Source organism: Stenotrophomonas sp. GD03819 (genome assembly GCF_029841665.1).
Classification (GTDB): domain Bacteria; phylum Pseudomonadota; class Gammaproteobacteria; order Xanthomonadales; family Xanthomonadaceae; genus Stenotrophomonas; species Stenotrophomonas geniculata.
Map to the genome: position 1 here is coordinate 1 of NZ_JAOCEW010000049.1, position 20,364 is coordinate 20,364.

General features: G+C 67.3%; 19 protein-coding genes. 16 read left to right on the forward strand and 3 right to left on the reverse strand.

Going from position 1 to position 20,364, the window contains the following annotated elements; genetic code table 11:
- The first annotated feature begins 227 nt into the window (after positions 1 to 227).
- From N5D45_RS20645 to N5D45_RS20705, 13 genes are all read left to right on the forward strand, one after another.
- Positions 228 to 641, forward strand: coding sequence for a YciI family protein (locus tag N5D45_RS20645; RefSeq protein ID WP_043403334.1), 414 nt, complete (start codon positions 228 to 230; stop codon positions 639 to 641).
- 67 nt (positions 642 to 708) lie between these two features.
- Entirely contained in the window at positions 709 to 1,131 is a 423-nt protein-coding gene (locus N5D45_RS20650) for a VOC family protein (RefSeq protein WP_005407887.1), read from the forward strand.
- 40 nt (positions 1,132 to 1,171) lie between these two features.
- On the forward strand, positions 1,172 to 1,582 hold the full coding sequence (locus N5D45_RS20655) for a VOC family protein (protein ID WP_049480831.1): 411 nt from the start codon (positions 1,172 to 1,174) through the stop codon (positions 1,580 to 1,582).
- Positions 1,583 to 1,606: 24 nt separating this feature from the next.
- Entirely contained in the window at positions 1,607 to 1,963 is a 357-nt protein-coding gene (locus N5D45_RS20660; RefSeq protein ID WP_019660895.1) for a DUF1428 domain-containing protein, read from the forward strand.
- Positions 1,964 to 2,008: 45 nt separating this feature from the next.
- A complete protein-coding gene (locus N5D45_RS20665; RefSeq protein ID WP_010484144.1) occupies positions 2,009 to 3,271 on the forward strand; it encodes a sigma-70 family RNA polymerase sigma factor in 1,263 nt (420 codons plus the stop codon).
- Positions 3,272 to 3,378: 107 nt separating this feature from the next.
- Positions 3,379 to 4,575, forward strand: coding sequence for a hypothetical protein (locus tag N5D45_RS20670; protein ID WP_279939535.1), 1,197 nt, complete (start codon positions 3,379 to 3,381; stop codon positions 4,573 to 4,575).
- The gene (locus N5D45_RS20675) at positions 4,566 to 5,666 is read left to right on the forward strand and encodes a hypothetical protein (protein WP_049480830.1); all 1,101 of its coding nucleotides are present in this window, start codon (positions 4,566 to 4,568) and stop codon (positions 5,664 to 5,666) included. Before N5D45_RS20670 ends, N5D45_RS20675 begins: the two co-directional genes overlap by 10 nt.
- Positions 5,667 to 5,801: 135 nt before the next feature.
- Complete coding sequence (locus N5D45_RS20680; RefSeq protein ID WP_019337988.1) at positions 5,802 to 6,479, forward strand: hypothetical protein; 678 nt, start codon at positions 5,802 to 5,804, stop codon at positions 6,477 to 6,479.
- Positions 6,480 to 6,495: 16 nt separating this feature from the next.
- On the forward strand, positions 6,496 to 8,139 hold the full coding sequence (locus N5D45_RS20685) for a CsgG/HfaB family protein (RefSeq protein WP_279939536.1): 1,644 nt from the start codon (positions 6,496 to 6,498) through the stop codon (positions 8,137 to 8,139).
- Between the two features lie 474 nt (positions 8,140 to 8,613).
- Positions 8,614 to 10,263 carry a M28 family metallopeptidase gene (locus tag N5D45_RS20690; protein WP_279939537.1) on the forward strand — a complete coding sequence of 550 codons (1,650 nt, stop codon included), beginning with the start codon at positions 8,614 to 8,616 and terminating at the stop codon, positions 10,261 to 10,263.
- 176 nt (positions 10,264 to 10,439) lie between these two features.
- The gene (locus N5D45_RS20695; protein WP_010484138.1) at positions 10,440 to 11,699 is read left to right on the forward strand and encodes a histidine kinase; all 1,260 of its coding nucleotides are present in this window, start codon (positions 10,440 to 10,442) and stop codon (positions 11,697 to 11,699) included.
- Positions 11,689 to 12,459, forward strand: coding sequence for a LytTR family DNA-binding domain-containing protein (locus N5D45_RS20700; protein ID WP_010484137.1), 771 nt, complete (start codon positions 11,689 to 11,691; stop codon positions 12,457 to 12,459). Before N5D45_RS20695 ends, N5D45_RS20700 begins: the two co-directional genes overlap by 11 nt.
- Before the next feature lie 18 nt (positions 12,460 to 12,477).
- Entirely contained in the window at positions 12,478 to 12,822 is a 345-nt protein-coding gene (locus N5D45_RS20705) for a hypothetical protein (protein ID WP_043398917.1), read from the forward strand.
- 39 nt (positions 12,823 to 12,861) lie between these two features.
- Here the strand turns inward: N5D45_RS20705 and N5D45_RS20710 are convergent, their stop codons facing one another.
- Positions 12,862 to 13,476, reverse strand: coding sequence for a hypothetical protein (locus N5D45_RS20710; protein ID WP_010484135.1), 615 nt, complete (start codon positions 13,474 to 13,476; stop codon positions 12,862 to 12,864).
- A gap of 309 nt (positions 13,477 to 13,785) precedes the next feature.
- On the opposite strand from N5D45_RS20710, the gene N5D45_RS20715 reads away from it, so the two are divergent.
- Complete coding sequence (locus tag N5D45_RS20715) at positions 13,786 to 14,715, forward strand: oxygenase MpaB family protein (RefSeq protein WP_279939538.1); 930 nt, start codon at positions 13,786 to 13,788, stop codon at positions 14,713 to 14,715.
- A gap of 111 nt (positions 14,716 to 14,826) precedes the next feature.
- Here the strand turns inward: N5D45_RS20715 and N5D45_RS20720 are convergent, their stop codons facing one another.
- Complete coding sequence (locus tag N5D45_RS20720; protein WP_260363991.1) at positions 14,827 to 15,414, reverse strand: TetR/AcrR family transcriptional regulator; 588 nt, start codon at positions 15,412 to 15,414, stop codon at positions 14,827 to 14,829.
- Between the two features lie 133 nt (positions 15,415 to 15,547).
- Here N5D45_RS20720 and N5D45_RS20725 point away from each other — a divergent pair, with 133 nt between their 5' ends.
- Together N5D45_RS20725 and N5D45_RS20730 are read left to right on the forward strand one after the other, a co-directional pair.
- Positions 15,548 to 16,762, forward strand: coding sequence for an MFS transporter (locus N5D45_RS20725; protein ID WP_279939541.1), 1,215 nt, complete (start codon positions 15,548 to 15,550; stop codon positions 16,760 to 16,762).
- A complete protein-coding gene (locus N5D45_RS20730; protein WP_248854262.1) occupies positions 16,759 to 17,931 on the forward strand; it encodes an MFS transporter in 1,173 nt (390 codons plus the stop codon). Before N5D45_RS20725 ends, N5D45_RS20730 begins: the two co-directional genes overlap by 4 nt.
- 151 nt (positions 17,932 to 18,082) lie before the next feature.
- Here the strand turns inward: N5D45_RS20730 and N5D45_RS20735 are convergent, their stop codons facing one another.
- The gene (locus N5D45_RS20735; protein WP_057503511.1) at positions 18,083 to 20,194 is read right to left on the reverse strand and encodes a M13 family metallopeptidase; all 2,112 of its coding nucleotides are present in this window, start codon (positions 20,192 to 20,194) and stop codon (positions 18,083 to 18,085) included.
- Positions 20,195 to 20,364 lie beyond the last annotated feature (170 nt).

Sequence of the window (20,364 nt, forward strand, 5' to 3'; positions counted from 1 at the left end):
GGTTCACGGCGTCCCCGCCACCCCCACCCGCCCGGCCCACCTACGGGAACCCAGCTTTCAGCGATCAACCCAACCCCACCACGGAGGGGCTCCGCCGTTCGCCGACTCCCGCCGAAGGCGCGCCTTCCACGGAAGAAAAAATTTCCAACAGACGTGTCGATTCCCGGCCCCCTGGTTCGTTGTACCCAGTGAAGGGCACGCACCACGCGTCCCCACGGGAGACTGCAATGAAAGTGATGGTGATCGTGAAGGCCAACGCCGACTCCGAAGCCGGCCGCATGCCCAGCGAACAGGAACTGTCCGAAATGGGCGCCTTCAACGAACAACTGGTGGCCGCCGGCATCATGCTCGCCGGTGAAGGCCTGCACGCCACCCAGCGCGGTCGCCGCATTCACTTCGGCAGTGGCGCACCCAGGGTCGAGGCCGGTCCGTTCGGTCCCGCCAGCGAACAGATCGCCGGTTTCTGGCTGTGGGACGTGCGGTCGCTGGAGGAAGCTGTCGAGTGGGCCAGCCGCGCGCCGTTCGGCAGTGGCGGCACGCTGGAACTGCGCCCGCTGATCACCGCCGAAGACTTCGGTGAAGCCTTCACCCCCGACTTACAGCAGCAGGAACAGCGTCTGCGTGCACAGCTGGAAGGTTGACCCGATTCATCTCCCTGCCGGGCAGGACCCGGCACTACTGCCCTGAACCGCACAACGGAGTATTGCCATGAAACTGATTCCCTTCCTCGGCTTCAGCGGCCAGGCCCATGAGGCGATGGCGTTCTACGCCAAGGCACTCGGTGGCCAGGTCACGTCGGAAATGAAATACCGCGACATGCCGCCCTCCGATGGCTCGCCAGGCTGCAACGAGATGCCGCCGGAAACCCTCGACCACGTTGCGCACAGCCAGCTGGAAATCGGCAGCGCCATCGTGATGGCGGCCGACGGTCCCGGCGGTGGCGAGGGCGGCTCGACCACCATCAATGTCGACGTCGACAGCATCGAAGAAGCCGAACGCGTGTTCGCGGCGCTGGCCGAAGGTGGCCAGGTGCAGATGCCGATCGCCGAAACGTTCTGGGCGCACCGCTGGGGCATGCTGATTGATCGCTACGGCAAGCCGTGGATGGTCAATTGCATGAAGCAGCCCTGATCCCTCCCTCTTTCCTCTTCATCCACAAGGAGCGTTACCAATGAGTGCACCACAACCGCAGATGATCTTCGTCAACCTGCCCGTGCAGGATCTGGAGAAGTCCAAGGCGTTCTTCACCGCGCTGGGCTACAGCTTCAATCCAACCTATACCAATGACGATGCGGCTGGCATGGTCATCAGCGAGAGCATCTACGTGATGCTGCTGACCCAACCTTTTTTCCAGCAGTTCACCAACAAGCCGATTGCCGATGCGCACACCCACACGGAAGTGATCAATGCGCTCTCGGCGCCCAGTCGCGAGGCCGTTGATGTGCTGGTGGACAAGGCACTGGCCGCCGGCGCCAGCGAGCCGCAGCCGGCGCGCGACCTGGGCTTCATGTACCAGCGTGGCTTCCAGGACCTGGATGGCCATCTCTGGGAAATCGCACACATGGACGGCGAACCGGGCTGACGGCCGCCGCAAGGGAGAACCCTCATGGCTTACGTGGATGCTTACGTGCTGCCGTGCCCGCAGGACAAGGTGGCGGCCTACCGCCGCCTTGCCCGCAAGGCCGGCGCGGTGTGGAAGGACCATGGCGCGCTGCAGTACATGGAGTGCGTGGCCGACGACGTGGAACCGGGCAAAAGCACGTCATTCCCGCGCGCAGTGAAAGCCAGGCCCGGTGAAACGGTGATCGTCGCCTTCGTGGTGTTCCGCTCGCGTGCGGCACGCGACCGCATCAACGCCAGGGTGATGGCCGACCCGCGGCTGGCGTCGCTGGGCCCGAAGGACATGCCGTTCGATACCAAGCGCATGTTCTGGGGCGGCTTCAAGCCCATCGTCGAAGCGTGAGCCATGGCGCTTGTGCGGGCCGGGCGTGCGTGCTGTGATCGGCGCATGCTCGATCCCGCACTGACGCAGCGTCTGGAAACCCTCTGGCGGATGGAGTCGCCGGTGTTGATCGCGCGCCTGGCGCGGCTGCTCGGGGGCGATGTCGGCCGCGCCGAGGAGCTGGCCCAGGACACCTGGCTGGCCGCGCTGGAGCGCTGGCCGGAGCAGGGCATCCCGGACAATCCCGGAGCCTGGCTGATGACCACTGCGCGCAACCGTGCCATCGATGTGCTGCGCCAGCACCAGCGCGTGGCGCAGCAGCATGCGCAATGGGGTGAGGAACTGCATCCGGCACCCCTGCCAGCGCCGGATGACAGCCAGGCGCTGGAAGATGACCTGGGGGACGACCTGCTGCGCCTGATGTTCGTGGCCTGCCACCCGGTGTTGCCGGCCGATGCGCGGGTGGCACTGACCCTGCGCCTGCTCGGTGGCCTGACCACGACCGAGATCGCCCGCGCCTTCCTGCAGCCCGAGCCGACCATCGCCCAACGCATCGTGCGCGCCAAACGCACCCTGGCGCAGAAGCAGGTGCCCTATGAAGTGCCGCGCGCGGAGGCGATGCCCGAGCGGCTGGCTTCAGTGCTGGAGGCGATCTACCTGGTCTTCAACGAAGGCTATGCGGCCAGTGCCGGTGACGACTGGATGCGTCCGGCGCTGTGCGACGAGGCACTGCGACTCGCGCGCATTCTGGCGCACCGGCTGCCGGTGCCGCCGGTGCTGGGCCTGCTGGCGCTGATGGAGCTGCAGGCCTCGCGTGCCGCAGCACGGACCGATGCGCAGGGCGTGCCGGTGCTGCTGGACCAACAGAACCGCGCGCGCTGGGACTGGCTGCAGATTGAACGCGGGCAGCAGGTGCTGGCGCGCGCGCTGGCCGCCGGTGGCGGCGACGATCCCTATGTGCTGCAGGCGCGCATCGCAGCGTGCCATGCGGCGGCGCGGCGTCCCGAAGATACCGACTGGCCGCGCATCGCAACGCTCTATACGCAGCTGTTGCAGGTGCAGCCCTCGCCAGTTGTCGCATTGAACCGCGTGGTGGCGATACTGCGCAGCGACGGTGCCTTCGCGGCCTGGGCGCAGCTGCAGCCGTTGCTGGTGGACGCGCGGCTGCGCGAGTACGCGCCGCTGCAGGTGGTGCACGGGGAACTACTACAGGCGTTGGGACGCGACTTGGACGCACGTCACGCTTTTGCGGAAGCCGCCAGACTCAGCCAGAACCAGGCAGAGCGCGGCCTGCTGCGGCAACGGGCTGGTCTGCCTCCCGCGGAGTGACCCCGACGAAGGCAGCACTTGTCGGCAGCCCCGCGAGCCGTTATGTTTCGCGCCCAGCGGACGCGTCAGCGTCCACTTTCCATGCGTATTGACCGAGGAGCGGTTGGATGTATTCAAGGACGAAGAGCGCATCGCGCGCTTTTGCGCGCCTGCTTGCCTGTGCCCTGTGCCTGGCCGTATGGCCGATGGCCGTGCAGGCTGCGGACAAATCACAGCAGGCCTATTGGGCGGGTTTTGCCTATACCGCTGACGCCGCCGCCGTGCAGGCGACCACCCCGCATGCGCATGCCGTGCTGGAAAAGCGTGGCTTGATCCCGCTCAACCAGACCCTGGCGCAGTCGCTCAAGCGCCGCGCCCCGGCCCACCTGGAACTGATCGACCAGCCGGTGGCGATGCTCGACGGCACCACCAGCGCGACCGTGCTGGCCGCGGCACTGGACCGCGAACTGGTCTCGGTCGAGCCGATCGGTGACCAGTACAAGGTGCTGGTGGAAGTGGCGCTGCAGGCGCTGTTCTTCGACTTCCGCGAGCGCCAGGTGATCGCGTCCTATCCGCTGACCCTGCAGCGCATCGACGTGCAGGATTACCGGCCGGACAACGACGATATCGACGCGATCGTTGCCGATCTCCTGTACGGCAGTGCCGATACCAGCCTGTCGCAGGTGCTGGCCGCCAGCCTCGCCCAGGCCAAGCTGCCCGATGCCGCCGTGCGTCGCCTGCAGGTCGGTGGCGTAACCCTGTCCGACGCGGTCCGCGCCAAGCTGCCCGACCCGAAGTGGAACGCCCCGCTGCGCGCCACGCTGGCCCACGAACTGTCCAAGACGCTGTCGTCCAATACCGGCGTCGGCCTGCTGCCGCCGGCCTCGGGCCAGGCGATCGGTGGTGCGATGGCGGCGCGCTTTGCCGACGGCAAGGTCTACCAGCTGAAGATTCCCGAGCCGGACTACGTCATCAACCTGCAGGTGGATGCGTTGAAGAACGGCGTGATCGAAGAAACCCCGGCGATGAAGACGATGCTGTTCGGCGCGTTCTTCACCGCCAAGGTGACCGAGCCGTTCTCCGGCAAGGTCTATTTCGAACAGCCGCTGCGCAAGGGGGCCACCAAGGTGGTGCCGGTCACGCAGTGGCAGGTCGACCAGTGGTCGGCCAGCTACGAAACCCTGCTGGCGGGCCTCGATGCCTTCGCCGGCGCCGCCGCCAAGCGCGCCGATTCGCGCGGCTGGCTGGACGAACAGAAGCCGGGCGGCCGCCCGTTGCAGCAGCAGACCCAAGCCCTCCAGGAGTTGATCAAGTCATGTCGTTGATGCGTACCATCCTGCTCATCCTCATCGCCCTGGTGGTGGCCTCGCCGGTCGCTGCGCAGACCGCCAGTTCGCGCGGTACTGGTTCGGCCAGCTACGGCCTGCGCCTGAGTGCCGACACCCGTGCCCAGGCCCTGAACAAGGCCAAGGTCAATGCACTGGAGGCGTACATTGCCGAAACCGGTGCGGCCAAGCTGCGCCTGTTCGAAGCGCGCCGCGCCGAGTTCATCGGCGAGATCGACCGCTACGTGCTCAGTGCCGTGCAGCTGTCGGACACCGAAGACAAGAAGGCCAAGACCTACACCGTCACCGTCCGCGCCGAGATCAACACCACCCTGCTGCAGACCAAGCTGGATGCAGGTTCGGCCGTGGCCGGTGCCACCGCCGCCCAGCGTTCGCTGCTGACCTTCCTGTTCATGGCGCGCTCGCAGGACACCGTGCAGTCGTTCCAGGACAAGGAATACCGCCGCGTCGACGCCAGCAGCAGCTACAGCGAGAACACCCGTGAAGGCGACAGCTTCCGTGGCAACTCGGTCAGCACCAACGGCAGCATCAACCAGAACGGTTCGATGTCGGTCACCAGCGGTGGCAGCACCACCCAGCGCAGCGACAACATCAGCTGGAAGGTGGCCAACGCGGCCGAAGTGAACACCGCGATGACCGGTGCCTTCAGCGCCGCCGGCTACGAAGTGGTCGAAGCCGAATACGTGGAAGGCGAGTCGCGCGGCCTGCTCAGCATCGAGCGCATCCGCAAGGATTTCAGCACCGGCAACGACCTGTCTGCCGCCACCCTGCGTGACACCGCCAACGGCATCCGTGCGGCCAACATTCCGTACATCGCCGTCGGCACCCTCGACGTCGGCATGCGCGACCGCGATCCGGCCAGCGGCAACACCCGCGTGTTCGTCACCGTTACCGGCAAGGTGCTGGACGTGACCGGTCGTTTCCCGCGCACCGTGTCGTCGGTGGGCCCGGTGCAGTTCTCCGGTACCGGTCCGAACGAAACCGTCGCCCGTACCAATGCGCTGCAGCTGGCGGCTGAAAAGGCTGCCCAGCAGATGATCAACGAACTGAACGTCAAGGCGGTCCGCTGACGTTACCGCTGCGCTCGCCGGGCATGGCCCGGCACTACCGGCTCTGGTGGGTGCCGAGCTTGCTCGGCACTGACTCGCTGCCATCCCCGATCTCGCGTGCCGCGCTGCGGCCGTCTCTCTCATAAAGGAAATCCCATGATCCGCACTACCGCTCTTGTCGTGGCCATCGCTGCCGCCACCCTGTCGATGCCCGCCCATGCTGGTCTGGGCAAGCTGAAGGACCTGGCCGGTGCCGCCACCGGCACCTCCAGCAGCAGCGCCTCCAGCGCCGCCGCTCCGGACGAAGCCGCGCAGGAAGCGCTGGTGCGTCGTTTCGTTACCTCGCAGTCGCACTCGCTGCAGGCCCAGACCTCGTTCGCCCGTGCCTTCGGCCTGGCCGAGCAGGTGCAGCTGCTGGAAGCCGAGCGCCAGGCGCTGTCGTCGGGTTCGGTCAGCGTCGATGCGATGAAGAAGTCGGTGTCGGTCAGCGAAGCGGCGCAGGCGGCGATCAACGAGCGCCAGGCCGCACAGCCGGAACTGAACGCTGAATCCAAGCAGCACTACGCCGAAGGCCTGGTCTCGCTGCTGTCCTCGGCGGCCGAAGCACAGAAGCTGGGCGGCGAAGCCAGCAACTTCACCGCCGGCATGAAGAACCTGGGCGCGACCCAGCTGGCCACCGTCGGCCGCAAGCTGGCGGCAGGTGCATGGGTGGCCAAGGAATCGCCGGGCTTCATCCAGGGCCTGTACGGCTCGACCAAGTCGGCCGTGACCTTCGCCAAGAAGAGCAAGGTGAAGGTGCCGTCCAACGCCGATTCGATGCTCGACAAGCTCTGATCCGAGGCGAATCTCCATGCGTATGACCTACCGTTTGATCGGCCTGGGCCTGGCTGCCACGCTGCTTGCAGCCTGTGGCAAGCAGGACACCCCGGCCGCCGCGCCCGCCAAGGACAAGGCAACCAGTGCACTGGCCAGCAATGCGCCCGTGGAAGCAGCGCCCCTGCGTGGCACGCCGGATTTCGGCGGCACCACCCAGGTCGCGCGCGAAGCCGACGGCATCGGCAGCACCCCGGAACTGGCGGTGCTGGCGGCATTGCAGTCGGCGGTGGCGCAGGTCAACGGCGTACGCGTGGCCAGCCAGATGCAGAGCCTGCGTGCAGGCCTGCATGTGGATGTGGATGACGAACACGTCGGCGATATCCGCGCCGACGCGTTCACCCAGCAGATGATCGCCGGCTCGCAGGGCGCGGTGCTGGGCTATGAAATCCTGTCGCAGGAAGAAGTGCGGCAGCTGGACGAGGAAACCATCGCCCGCGTGCGCGCCAGCGACGAAGGCTGGAGCTTCAAGGGCTCGGCGTCGGCCAGTGCGTCCGGCGAAGCCTCGGCCAAGGGCGGTTCGGCCTCGGCCAGTGTCAAGCAAAGCTACGACGAGAAGGTGAGTGTTGATGCCAAGCGTGGCGCCAGCTCCTACGATTCCGATGTGACCCATCGCAGCATGCGCAGCTACTGGAAGGTGCGCGTGCGCGCACAGATCGCCCAGTACCGTGCACCGGACGAGCAGGGCAAGCCGAAGATCGTGGTTGCACTGCCGCGCACCAAGGCCGGCAGCTACGCCGTGGGCGACGGCCGCGTGGACGCGGACGAAGTGGCCGACGCGATCCGCGCACGCCTGTCCGACACGCTGACCCAGACCCAGCGCTTCATCGTGCTGGACCGCGAGTTTGGTGACGAGCTGCAGGCCGAGATCGACCACATCAACAGCGGCAACGTGCGCCTGCAGGACACCGCACGCGTGGGCCAGCAGCTGGCGACCGACCTGATCCTGATCCCGACCATCGAACGTTTCGAGTACCCGCGCAGCGTGCGCAACCTGCGCATGTCCGACCGCCAGGTGACCTCGTACTCCGGTGGCGGGCGCATCACCCTGCGCCTGATCAACGCCACCACCGGCCAGGTGGTGATGTCCGACAGCTTCGACCACCAGCTGGCCTCGACCGGCCCCAGCACCCTGCCGCGCGTGGTCAACGGTCGCAACATGGCCGCGGCGATGATGGAGTCGCTGTCCGGCCAGATCGGCACCACCATCGTCACCACCCTGTTCCCGGTGTCGGTGGTCTCGGTGGACGGCGACCAGGTGGTGCTGAGCCAGGGCGGCGAAACGCTGCAGGCTGGCCAGCGCTGGCAGGCCGTGCGCCTTGGCGAAGAACTGAAGGACCCGCAGACCGGCCGCTCGCTGGGCCGCAGCGAACACCCGTGCTGCACCATCCGCATCGATCGCGTGGCTGCACAGACGTCCTACGGCACCATCGAAGACGGCGTAGACGCGATGCGCGGCGGCTTCCGTCCGGGCCAGATCGAACTGCGCCAGAAACTGGGCAGCAAGCCGGCTGCCGCCGCAGGCGCGACCGCCTCGGCCGCTCCCGCAGCTGCCGCACGCCCGGCCGCCAAGCCGAAGCCCAAGGCCGCGGCGGCCCCGGCCGAAGACCCGAACTGGTAACAGGCTCAAGCAGCACACAGATGGGGTCAGAGCCCTTTCCCGCAGGGAAAGGACTCTGACCCCTTCTTGTTTCCGTCCGTGTCGACCAAGGTCGACACCTACCAACAGCGGCGTGTCGACCAAGGTTGACGCCTACCAACAGCAGCAGAAATGTGTCGAAGGCGGGGTGGGTCCGGTTGCGGGGGTGTCCGCGGCATGGATGCCGCGGCCAAGCCCCCAGGGGTGAGGGCGCTTTGCTTGCGAAGCATTGCTTCGCAAGCGCCCGAACGCACAGCCGCCAGCGGCTGGGCCGGACCGCGGAGCGGGGTTTACGGCGTCCCCCGCAACCGGACCCACCCCGCCATCCCACCGAATGCCTGCTTCTGCTGTTGCTGTTGCTCCAGCTGTTGCTGCTGCCCTGGCATCGGCAGGTGCAGGGCGCAGCCCTGCCGAATCCCATTACACTCCAGAGAGATTTCCCTGCTGGAGAGAGCAATGAAGCGAGTAGCACTGGGCGTGCTGGCCCTGTCAGTGTCGAGCGCACTGATGGCCGCCACCCCGAAATTCGACGGCGCGCGGATCTCCGCCGACGTCAAGGAACTGGCCTCCGACGCCTACGAAGGCCGCTCCCCGGCCACCGCCGGCGAAGAGAAGACCATCGCCTTCCTCAGCAAGCAGTTCGCCGATGCCGGCCTGCAGCCGGGCGGTGACCTCAAGGATGGCAAGCGCCTGTGGACCCAGGCCGTGCCGCTGCGCAAGGGCGACATCGTCGGCGCACCGCAGCTGGCGCTGCACCAGGGCGGCAAGACCCTGCCGCTGGAGCAGGGCAAGCAGATCGCCGTGCGCGCCGCCATGAACGGCGCCAGCAACGTCGATATCAGCAAGGCGCCGCTGGTGTTCCTCGGCTACGGCGTGAAGGCCCCGGAGCGCAACTGGGACGACTTCAAGGGTGTGGACCTGAAGGGCAAGATCGCCGTCGTGCTGATCAACGATCCGGACTTCGAGACCGGCCAGGGCGACTTCGACGGCAAGGGCATGACCTACTACGGCCGTTGGACCTACAAGTACGAAGAAGGTGCCCGCCAGGGCGCGCTGGGCGTGCTGATCGTGCACGAGACCGCACCGGCGTCGTACGGCTGGGCCACCGTGGCCGGCTCCAACACCAACACCATGTTCGACGTGGTGCGTGACAACCCGGCCGACAGCCACCCGCTGCTGGAAGGCTGGATCCAGCGCGACCTGGCCGTGGAGCTGTTCCGCTCGGCCGGGCAGGACTTCGAAGCGCTGAAGAAGAAGGCGCAGCAGCGCGACTTCACCCCGGTGCCGCTGACCGGCGCCAGCCTGGACGCGAAGTACGCGGTGAAGACCGAAGTGATCACCTCGCACAACGTGGCCGCGCGCCTGGAAGGCAGCCGCCACCCGGACGAGACCATCGTCTACAGCGCGCACTGGGACCACATCGGCGTGGGCGAGCCGGACGCGCGTGGCGACCGGATCTTCAATGGCGCACTGGACAACGCCAGTGGCACCGCATCGCTGATCGAACTGGCGCGCGGCTTCGCCAAGGCCAAGCGCCCCGAGCGCTCGGTGCTGTTCCTGGCGGTCACCGCCGAGGAAAAGGGCCTGCTGGGTTCGGAGTACTACGCCACCCATCCGCTGTACCCGCTGGAAAAGACCGTGGCGGTGATCAACATGGATGGCATGGCACCGTTCGGGCCGTCGCGTGATTTCGGCATCTACGGCGCCGCGCGCTTCGAGCTGCTGGACCAGCTGAAGGACGTGGCCAAGGGCTGGGACATCCGCTACACGCCGGACCCGAAGCCGGAAGCCGGCCTGTTCTTCCGCTCCGATCACTTCCCGTTCGCCAAGCGTGGCGTGCCGGCGCTGTCCTGGTCGGCCGGCCAGGACTGGGTGGATGGCGGCGTGGCCGCGGGCAAGAAGGCCTCCGAGGACTACACCGCCAAGCGTTACCACCAGCAGGGCGACGAATGGCAACCGGACTGGGTGTTCGCCGGTGCCGCCCGCGACCTGGAAGTGCTGTACACGCTGGGCAACCAGCTGGCCAATTCGCGCAGCTGGCCGAACTGGAGCAGGGACGAGTCGTTCCGCGCCGTGCGTGACGCCAGCGCCGACCAGCGCAAATAACGGCGTTCGGTAGTGCCGGCCGCTGGCCGGCATTGCCCCCGCCCGGAAACGCCGGGCCATGCCCGGCGTTTCCGTAACGGCTTCCATCCCCGCTTTCGGGCCCTTCGTCGCAGCCCGCTTGTTTGCCCGGCGGGCCGCCCTATGCTCGGCTCACCCCCTTCCTCCAAGGCGCCGCCGTGTTTGCCAGCCTCTCTCTCCTGCTTCGTCACCTGCTGGCCTGGGCTGCGGCGCTGTTTGTCGCCGGCATGGTCTGGAGCGGCATCTTCAGCGGCATGAACGATGGTCCGGGCTGGATCTTCGGCCTGCTGGCGATGTTCCTGATGATTTCCGCGCTGGGCAGCGCGATTACCCATGTACGCCGCGTCTGGCTGGTCGCCGGCCGGCTGGATTCGACCACGCTCTCCGGCCGCCAGCGCCGCCAGGTGGAACTGCCGATGGACGCCGGCCAGGCATTCTCGGTGGTGGAAGCGGCCATCGCCGAACTGCCGCGCGTTGAAGACGTGGAAAGTTCGGCCGGCAGCCTGCAGGTACGGGCCTACGTGCGCCGCGTGGATGCCTGGAACGGCCGCCAGCCGTCGCGCTGGAATCTGCCGGCTCGGCTGGCGATCAAGCGCAACAGCGTGCTGGCGACGGTCACGCCGGGGCAGGGCACCAGTACCGTCACCCTGCTGTTTGAACCGGATGCCGGCTGGTGGGCCGACCTGCTGGCGCTGGATGAGGGCAGCAACTTCGAGAACGCCGAAGCGGTCACCCGCGCGATCAGCCGCCGTGTTGCCGACCAGCGTCGCGACGAGCAGGCCGCGGCCGAGCAGACCCAGGTGGAAAAGGAACTGTCGGTGGCCCGGTTGAATCTGCTGCATGCGCAGGTGGAACCGCACTTCCTCTACAACACGCTGGCCAACGCGCAGGTGCTGACCCGCACCGACCCGGCACGTGCCGACCAGATGCTGGGCCACCTGATCCAGTACCTGCGCAGCTCGTTGCCACAGGTGGACGAATCGCTGTCCACGCTGGGCGTGGAGCTGGAGCGCACCCGTGCCTACCTGGAGATCCTGCGTATCCGCATGGGCGCACGGCTGGGGGTGGAGGTGCAGGTGCCGAACGAGCTGCACGGCGTGCAACTGCCGGCGATGGCGCTGCAGACGCTGGTGGAGAACGCGATCAAGCATGGCCTGGAACCCAAGCCCGGCGGTGGCACGATCTGGATCCTGGCGCGTGGCTTCGATGACCATGTGACGGTGACGGTGGCCGATGATGGCCTCGGCTTCGGCCAGGGCACCAGCGGTACCGGCATCGGCCTGAAGAACCTGCGCGAGCGCCTGCGCCTGACCTGCGGTGAGCAGGCCGGCGTGGCGATCGTCGCCAACTTCCCCAGCGGCGTGGCCGCAACCATGACCCTGCCGCAGTCGAGCAAGGAGCGCAGCCATGCCGCTTGAGGCGCTCATTGCCGAAGACGAGGAACTGCTGCGGCAGTCGCTGGTCGAGCAGCTGGGCCGGTTGTGGCCGGACCTGAAGCTGGTGGCCGAGTGCGAGGATGGCGCCAGTGCACTGGAGCAGCTGGCCGAGAAGCAGCCGGACATCGCCTTCCTCGATATTCGCATGCCCGGCATCAGTGGCATTGAAGTAGCCCGTTCGCTGTCCGAGCTGAGCCCGCGCACCCAGGTGGTGTTCGTCACCGCCTACGACCAGTACGCCATCGACGCGTTCGAGCAGGGCGCGATGGATTACCTGCTGAAGCCGGTCAGCGACGAGCGCCTGCTGGCCACCCGCGAACGCATTCTGTCGCGGCTGCCATCAACGCGCCAGGACGATGCCGTACTCGAGCGCCTGCTGCGGCGCCTGGGGCCATCGCAGGGTGCGGCAGAGCGCCCGCCATTGGCCTGGATCACCGCCAGCAACGGCCGCGAGACGCAGCTGATCATGCTGGAAGACGTGGCCTACTTCCGTGCCGACAACAAGTACACCACCGTGGTGACCGCTGCCGGCGAGAGCCTGTTGCGCACGCCGCTGCGCGAACTGCTGGAAGTGCTCGACCCGCAGCATTTCCGCCAGATCCATCGCTCGACCATCGTCAACATGAAGGCGGTGGCGGCGGTCAGCCGCGACGATACCGGGCGCGGCGTGCTGCGCCTGCGTGGGCGCACGGAGACGCTGGTGGTCAGCCAACCTTTCATGAGCCTGTTCCGCGGCATGTAGCCGCATCCTGGAGGCACCATGCGCCTGTTCCTGTTTGCCTGCATCGCTGCGTTGTCGTTGGCCGGCTGTGAGAAATCCAGCAATACCTCGATCACCCGCACCCGCGCCAACGGCGTGGACACGCTTTACAGCAAGGGCAGCGTGGTCGACGGCGAGGCACGGTTCCAGTGCATCGCCAGCAGTAGTGGCCAATGCCACTACCTGGTGCTGGACCCAGCGTGCAGTACCGACGCCGCGTGTGCGACGCCACCATTGCGCCGGTTTGCCGTGGCGGTGGGGAAGACCGAGGCGATGCGTGACCTGCCCAGCGGCTTCCACCAGTGCGTCAGCCAGGACCCGATAGAACACTGCCACCGTGAGTGATCACGGTGGCAGTGTGGGTCCCCCCGCTTCCCTGAAGGGTCAGTAGGCAGGCTGCAGTGTCAGGTCGTGGTGGTGCTCGTTCTCGCCCACATGGTTCAGGCGGCCGACCAGTTCGGAGTGCTGCTTCATGCGCCCGATCTCGGTCATGATGCGGATGTCCTCGTGGCGCAGCTCGCGTTTGGCGGTGACCGCCTGCTTGTAGTCCAGCACTTCCGGATAGTGCTCGGCCAGGTCAAGCGCCTCGGCCACGTGCTCGACGCTGTCGGCTTTGGAGCTGATGCGGGCGCGGCTGTTGAACGCCTTCATCCAGCGCTCGAAGCCGGCCTGCTGATCGAACATGTTGGCCATGAACCAGATCACGAACAGGATCGACACCCACGAGCCGAACACGATCACCACGCGGGTGAAGGTGATATGGAAGTCGTCGCGCCACAGGTAGTTGGCGATCAGGCCCAGGATCAGCAGCGAGGCCGCCTGCCAGCCGACGATCGAGGCGATCAGCCACTGGCACTTGGCCTGGGCCAGCACAGCCACTTCATCGCGGATCTGCTGCTCGCTGAGGTTGCGCCAGTGCGCCACCTGTTTGTCGAACGGGCTGCTGTAGAGCTCGTTGTCGCGAAGCAGAATTCCCAAACCCTTGAACAAGGCAATCATGGCTGGCTCCTTGTGGAACGTGCGTCGATCAGCATTGGACGGTGTGGCGGATCCAGTTCTAGCACTTCCAGCGAGCCGTGCAATGGGGGCAATGCCAAGCGGCGCAAGGGTTTGACCGGTGGGAGTGAAAATTGATGCGATGCAGCATCGCAGTCACGGCCTGCGACAGGATGTCGCAGGGTGAAACGTGCTGCGACCGCACATGAAACCGTCGCTGAGCGGGGAGGCTCGCCGCCGGAGGCGTGATCGCCGAGAATCGGAGCCAACCGCGCAAGACGCGACTGTTCTTCCGCCTCTCCTGGACCTGTGATGCCGGCTTTGCTGCAGCGACTCTCCCGCCCCGTCACGGCGCCGATCCGACGCTGGGTACTGGACGCCTTCCCGCGCGGCCAGAGTGGTATCGACTACGACCATCCGCAGGGCGATCCGGGCTGGTTCGGCCCGGACAGCGTCACCTGGCGGCTGCACGCCGAATTTCCCTCGATGCTCGCCGGTGGCCTGTGCGCGCTGATGCTGCAGACCCTGCACCCACGCGCGCTGGCCGGGGTCTATGACCACTCCAATTTCCGCCAGGACCTGGTGGGTCGGCTGCGCCGCACCACGGCCTTCGTTGCCGGCACCAGCTATGCGCCCAGCGGCGAGGTGGAGGCGCTGGTGGCCAGGGTGCGCCGCATCCATGCGCAGATCCGCGGCCAGACCGCGCAGGGGGAGCCCTACGCCGCCGACGATCCGCAGTTGCTGACCTGGGTGCACGTGACCGAAGCCTTCGGTTTCCTGCAGGGGTTCCGACGCTACGGGCGCGAGGTGCCGGCGCACATCGCCGACCGCTACTACGAGGAGTACCGCTGCGTGGCCGAGGCACTGGGCGCGGTGGATGTACCGCGCAGTGAGGCAGAAGTGGCGGCGTACTTCTGCGCGCGGCAACCGGAACTGCGCGTGGATGAGCGCTCGCGCGAAGTGCTGGAGGTGTTGTCCGGCGTGCGCCTGCCGGTACCGGTGCCGGGGCTGTCGCGCGAAGTGTTCCTGGGTGCAGGCGCGGCGCTGCTGCCGGACTGGGCCGAGGGCATGCTGGAACGCAATGGTCGCCAGCGTGCGCAGGCGGCAGCTTCAGCGAAGTTGATGCAGGGCATGGCGCCGCTGTTCCGCCACGCGCTGCCCGACGGCCTCGCCAGCCGCGCCTGCACGCGCATGGGCGTGCCGGTGGACGTCCTGCGTGAGTGGCCCACCGTTACCTGGTAGGTGCCAACCTTGGTTGGCACGCATTTCGCGCGGTGCCGCAGAAGCGCCAACCAAGGTTGGCATCTACCCGAGCGGATTCCGCGGTAGATCCACGCCACGCGTGGATGCGCTTCACCCGGCCGACTTCAATCCACGCAACAGCATCTCAAGCGCCGCCGTCGCCTGCCGCAGGCGCGTGTCGCCATCTTCGCCGTCGGCGATCCAGAACGCGGCCTCGGCCAGGCTGCCGTAGATCAGCGACGCCAGCGCCTGCGCATCCACCGGCGCCACCACGCCCTGCGCAACCAGAAGTTCGATCAGGTGCTGCATCGAGTGCACGCAGTGGCGCTGCGATTCCGGTGAGGCGCCACCCAGCACCGCGCGCGCATCGCGCAGCACGATGCGCTGGATCTCCGGTTCCAGCGCCATCTCAAGATAGGCACGACACCGCTGCACGAAACCCTCCCAGGCATCGTCGGCGGTATCACTGATCGCCTGCAGGCGCTGGTCGGTCTCGGCATCCAGCTGGGCGACCACCGCTGCCAGCAGGCCCTTCTTGTCGCCGAAGTGGTGGTACAGCGCGCCACGGGTCAGCCCGGCCTGGGCGGTCAGGTCGTCCATCGAGGTGGCGGCATAGCCATGCGTGCTGAACACCCGGCGGGCGGTGGCCAGCAGGGTGGCGCGGGTTTCTTCCATCTCGGCGCGGGTGCGACGAACCATCCGGAGCTCCTTACAGACACAGTGCATGATTATTTACATACAGCGCGTATGAATGTAGCCTCTTATTCATACGCTCTGTATGTATTGTCGTGGCGCGCCGTGCGCCAGGCAAGTCGCTGCCCTGGAGATCCTGATGGCCACGCCCTATCGCGACCTGTTCGCGGCCCCCGGCACCGCCGGCCTCGCCCTGGCCGGGTTGCTGGCACGCCTGCCGCTGCCGATGACCGGTATCGGCATCATCACCCTGCTGTCCCAGCTGCGCGGCAGCTATGCACTGGCTGGTGCGGTGTCGGCCACGTTCGTGCTGACCTACGCGCTGCTGTCACCGCAGGTGTCGCGCTGGGTTGACCACCGGGGCCAGGGCAGGGTGCTGCCGTGGGCCACGGCGGCCAGTGCGGCGGGGCTGCTGTTGCTGCTCGCGTGCACGCTGCTGGCCGCGCCGGACTGGACGCTGTTCATTGCGGCGATGCTGGCCGGCTGCATGCCCAGCGTGTCGGCGATGGTGCGCGCGCGCTGGACCGCGATCCATCGCGGCCGCCCGCAGCTGCAGACCGCGTATTCGCTGGAGACCGTGTTCGACGAGGTGACCTTCATCGCCGGGCCACCGCTGTCGGTGGGATTGTCGGTTGCGGTGTGGCCGCAGGCGGGCGTGCTGGCGGCAGCATTGCTGCTGGTGATTGGAGTGGCCGCACTGGTAATGCAGCGTGGCACCGAGCCGCCGCTGCAGCACCGCGAAGGTGACGTACCCTCGCGTTCGTTGCTACGGCAGCCGGAGATCCGCTTGCTGGCGTTGCTGATGCTGGCGATGGGCGTGATTGTCGGCACCGTCGACATCACCAGCGTGGCGTTCGCCGAAGAGCGGGGCAAGCCGCTTGCCGCCAGCGCGGTGCTGTCGGCCTATGCGCTGGGCAGCTGCACAGCGGGCCTGCTGTTCGGTGCACTGAAGCTGCAGGCACCGTTGCCGCGCCTGTTGCTGGCCGGCGCAGCGGCCACCGCACTGACCACGTTGCCGTTGCTGTGGGTGGGCAACCTGCCTGCACTGGCCGTTGCCGTGCTGCTGGCCGGGGTGTTCTTCGCGCCGACGATGATCGTGGCGATGTCGCTGGTCGAACAGCACGTGCCCGAATCGCGCCTGACCGAGGGCATGACCTGGTTGCTGGCCGGATTGAACATCGGCGTGGCGCTGGGCGCGGCGCTGTCCGGACAGAGCGTTGATGCAGGGGGCGTGCGCAGCGGCTTTGTCGTTGCGCTGCTCGCAGGCGGTGCCGTGCTGCTGTTCGCCATGCTCGCGCAACGTGCACTGCGCCCGTCCGCCGCGTCCACATCCCCTGAAGGAATCATCCCGTGAGCGCTTCCTCGCCTGCGCACGCCGCGTCTGTGCCCCGCCATCCGTGGTGGGCAGTTTCCGCCGTCGGCCTCGCCACCTTCTCGGTGGTCACCACCGAAATGCTGCCGGTGGGCCTGCTGACCCCTATCGCCGAAGATCTCGGCGCGTCCACCGGTACCGCCGGTCTGATGATCTCGCTGCCGGCCCTGCTGGCGGCAGTGTTCGCACCGCTGGTGGTGATCGCAGCCGGTGGCATCGATCGCCGTCGCATCCTGTGCGCGCTGCTCGCGCTTCTGCTGGTCGCCAACCTTGCGTCGGCACTGGCACCGGGCATCGGCTGGCTGTTGGCCGCGCGCGTGCTGGTGGGGTTCTGCATGGGCGGCATCTGGGCCATCGCCGGTGGGCTGGCCGCGCGACTGGTGCCGGCTCACCGCACCGGCATGGCCACCTCGATCATCTTCGGTGGCGTGGCCGCCGCTTCGGTGCTGGGCGTGCCGCTGGGCGCGCTGATCGGGGATGCATTGGGCTGGCGCAGCGCGTTCGTGGCGATGGCGTTGTTCAGTGCGGCGGTGATGCTGCTGCATCTGCGGGTGGTGCCTGCGTTGCCTGTCAGTACATCGGTGCGGCTGCGGCAGTTCGTGCAGCAGCTTGGCCAGCGCGACCTGCGGCGTGGCCTGTGGCTGACCGTGCTGCTGGTGTCCGGTCACTTCATCGCCTTCACCTATGTGCGGCCGCTGCTGACGTCCGTCTCCAGCGTGGATGCGTCGTGGATCGGTGCACTGCTGTTTGCCTACGGCCTGGCCGGCATCGCCGGCAACTTCATCGCTGGGCCACTGGCAGCACGCCATCCACGTGGCACGGTGCTGGCGATCGCATCGGGCCTGCTGCTGACGCCGCTGTTGTTCCTGTGGGTGGGAAACACACCATCCGCTGGCATCGCGGTGCTGCTGCTGTGGGGCCTGGCCTATGGCGGTGTATCGGTGGGCCTGATGAGCTGGATGTTGAAAGCGGCGCCGCAGGCCGTGGAGATCGCCACCGCGCTGTATGTGGGGGTGTTCAACACCGGCATCGCGCTCGGGGCGTGGGGCGGTGGACGGCTGCTCGATGGCATCGGGCTGCACGCCACGCTGTGGGCTGCGGCGATGTTGGCGGGGAGTGCTCTGCTGATGGTTGCCACCACCCGCAGGTAGATCCGCGCCGTGCCAACCAAGGTTGGCACCCACCGGAGCGGGGCATGTGCCGACCAAGGTTGGCACCCACCAGAGCCGCGGCATGTGCCGACCCAGGTTGGCCGCTACCGGGAAATGAAACGGGCGCCTTGTGGCGCCCGTTCCGGTCACATCACCACACCTTGACCCGCTTGTCCGGGGCCAGGTACAGCTTCTGGCCTTCCTTCACTTCAAACGCCGGGTACCAGGCGTCGATGTTGCGCACGGTGAGAGCGCGGAACTGGCCCGGTGCATGCACATCGGTCAGCAGCGAGTTGCGCAGCGCCTGTTCGCGGCTCTTGCTGCGCCACGCCTGGGCGAAGCCGAGGAAGAAGCGCTGGTCCGGGGTAAAGCCTTCCAGGGTCTGGCCCGGCTTGCCCTGCAGCGACAGCTGGTAGGCATCGTAGGCGGTGCCCAGGCCGGCCACGTCGGCGATGTTCTCGCCCAGGGTCAGCTTGCCGTTCACATGCACGCCCGGGAACGGCTCGTAGCTGCTGAACTGCGCGGCCAGCGCATCACCGGCGGCGTTGAACTGCTTCAGGTCCTCGGCGGTCCACCAGTTGTGCAGCTTGCCGGTTTCGTCGAACAGCGCGCCGGCGTTGTCGAAGCCGTGGCTGATCTCGTGGCCGATCACTGCGCCGATCGCACCGTAGTTCACCGCGTCGTCGGCGGCACCGTCGAAGAACGGCGGCTGCAGGATCGCGGCCGGGAACACCAGGCGGTTCTCCAGCGGCACGTTCATCGCGTTGATGGTCTGCGGCAGCATCGCCCACTCGCTGTGGTCGACTGCCTTGCCCAGCTTGGCGATGTTGCGCTGGTACTCGAACAGTTCGGCGCGCTGCGCATTGCCCAGCGCGTCATCACGGCGGATCTCCAGGCCAGTGTAATCACGCCACTTTTCCGGGTAGCCCATGCCCACGGTCAGGCCGGCCACCTTGGCCTTGGCGCTGGCCTTGGTCTGCGGCGACATCCACGCGAGCGCATCGATGCGCTTGGCGAAGGCGGCGATGATGTTCTTCGCCATCTCGTCCGCGCGTTCCTTGGTCCTGGCGTCGAAGTGCTTCTCGACGTAACGCTTGCCGATCGCTTCGCCGACGGCATGGTTGGCGTCGTCCACCGCACGCTTCCAGCGGTCGCTCTGCTGCGGCGTGCCGCTCAGCGCGGTGCCGTGGAAGGCGAAGCGGGCATCGGCGAACTTCTTCGGCAGGTAGGCAGCGGCGCGGTCCAGCGCGTGGAAGGCCAGGTAGTCCTTCCAGGCATCCAGCGGCTCGGTGGCGACCAGCTTGGACAGGCCGGCCACGGCCTTGGGCTGCCAGACGATGAAGTCCTGCTGCTTGCCCAGTGCGGCCGCGTCGAGGAAGGTGCTCCAGTCCATGCCCGGCGCCTTCGCATTGAAGTCGGCCTGGGTCCACGGATTGGCACCCTTGGTCACGTCATTGGTTTCTTCCTGGGTGGCGTGCGCCTGCGCGATCTTCGTTTCCAGCGCGAGAATGCGCTGTGCCTTGCCCGCCGGATCGGCGACGCCGGCCAGCTGCAGCATCTGTGCGATGTAGGCCTGGTACTGCTTGCGCAGCTCGGCCATGCGGCCACCGCCCAGGTAGAAGTCGCGGTCGGGCATGCCCAGGCCGCCCTGCACCAGGTACGGCGCGTTGCGGTCCGGCTGCAGCAGGTCCACCGACACCCACAGGCCGAACAGGCGGTCGGTGTAGAAGTTGGTCGCATTGAGCAGGTCGACGTCGGCACGCACGTCGCCGCCCAGGGCACGGGCCAGGCCAGCCTTGTCGGCGATCGCGTCGATCGCCTTCAGCTGCGGCTGTACCGGCGCAATGCCGTGCTGCTCGATGCCGGCCTCGTCCATGTAAGCAGCGTAGTAGTCGCCGATCAGCTTGTCGTCACCGCTGGCCTGGGTGTTGCCGGCGGCGCCCTCAAGAATGGCGCGGGTGTCGGCCAGGGTCTTCTCGGCAATGACGTTGAAGCTGCCGAAGCGCGAGCGGTCGGCCGGGATCTCGGTGTTCTTCACCCAGGTGCCGTTGGCGAAGCCGAAGAAGTCATCACCGGCGGCAATGCTGCGGTCCATGCCGCTGGCATCGAAGCCGAAGCTGCCCAGCATCGGCTTGGCCGCAGCGGGCGCAGCTTCGGCGGGCTTGGCGTTGCCAGCGGCCGGATCGGCCGGGCGGTCGCAGGCGGCCAGGGTCAGGCTGGCAACAATGGCCAGTGCCAGGGTGGGACGGCGCAGCTTGGACATGGACTTCTCTTGCAGCGGAAAACCCCAAGTCTAATCCGCTCCGCCCCGGCTGGCCCTCCCGTTGTGGCACCTGCCCTGTGCGGGATCTGGCTGAACGCGCGGAAGCGATCTTCACGCCGTCACCGGGGTGGTGCATGCTGGGCCCGGGAACCCTGCGCGGGCACGGGGAG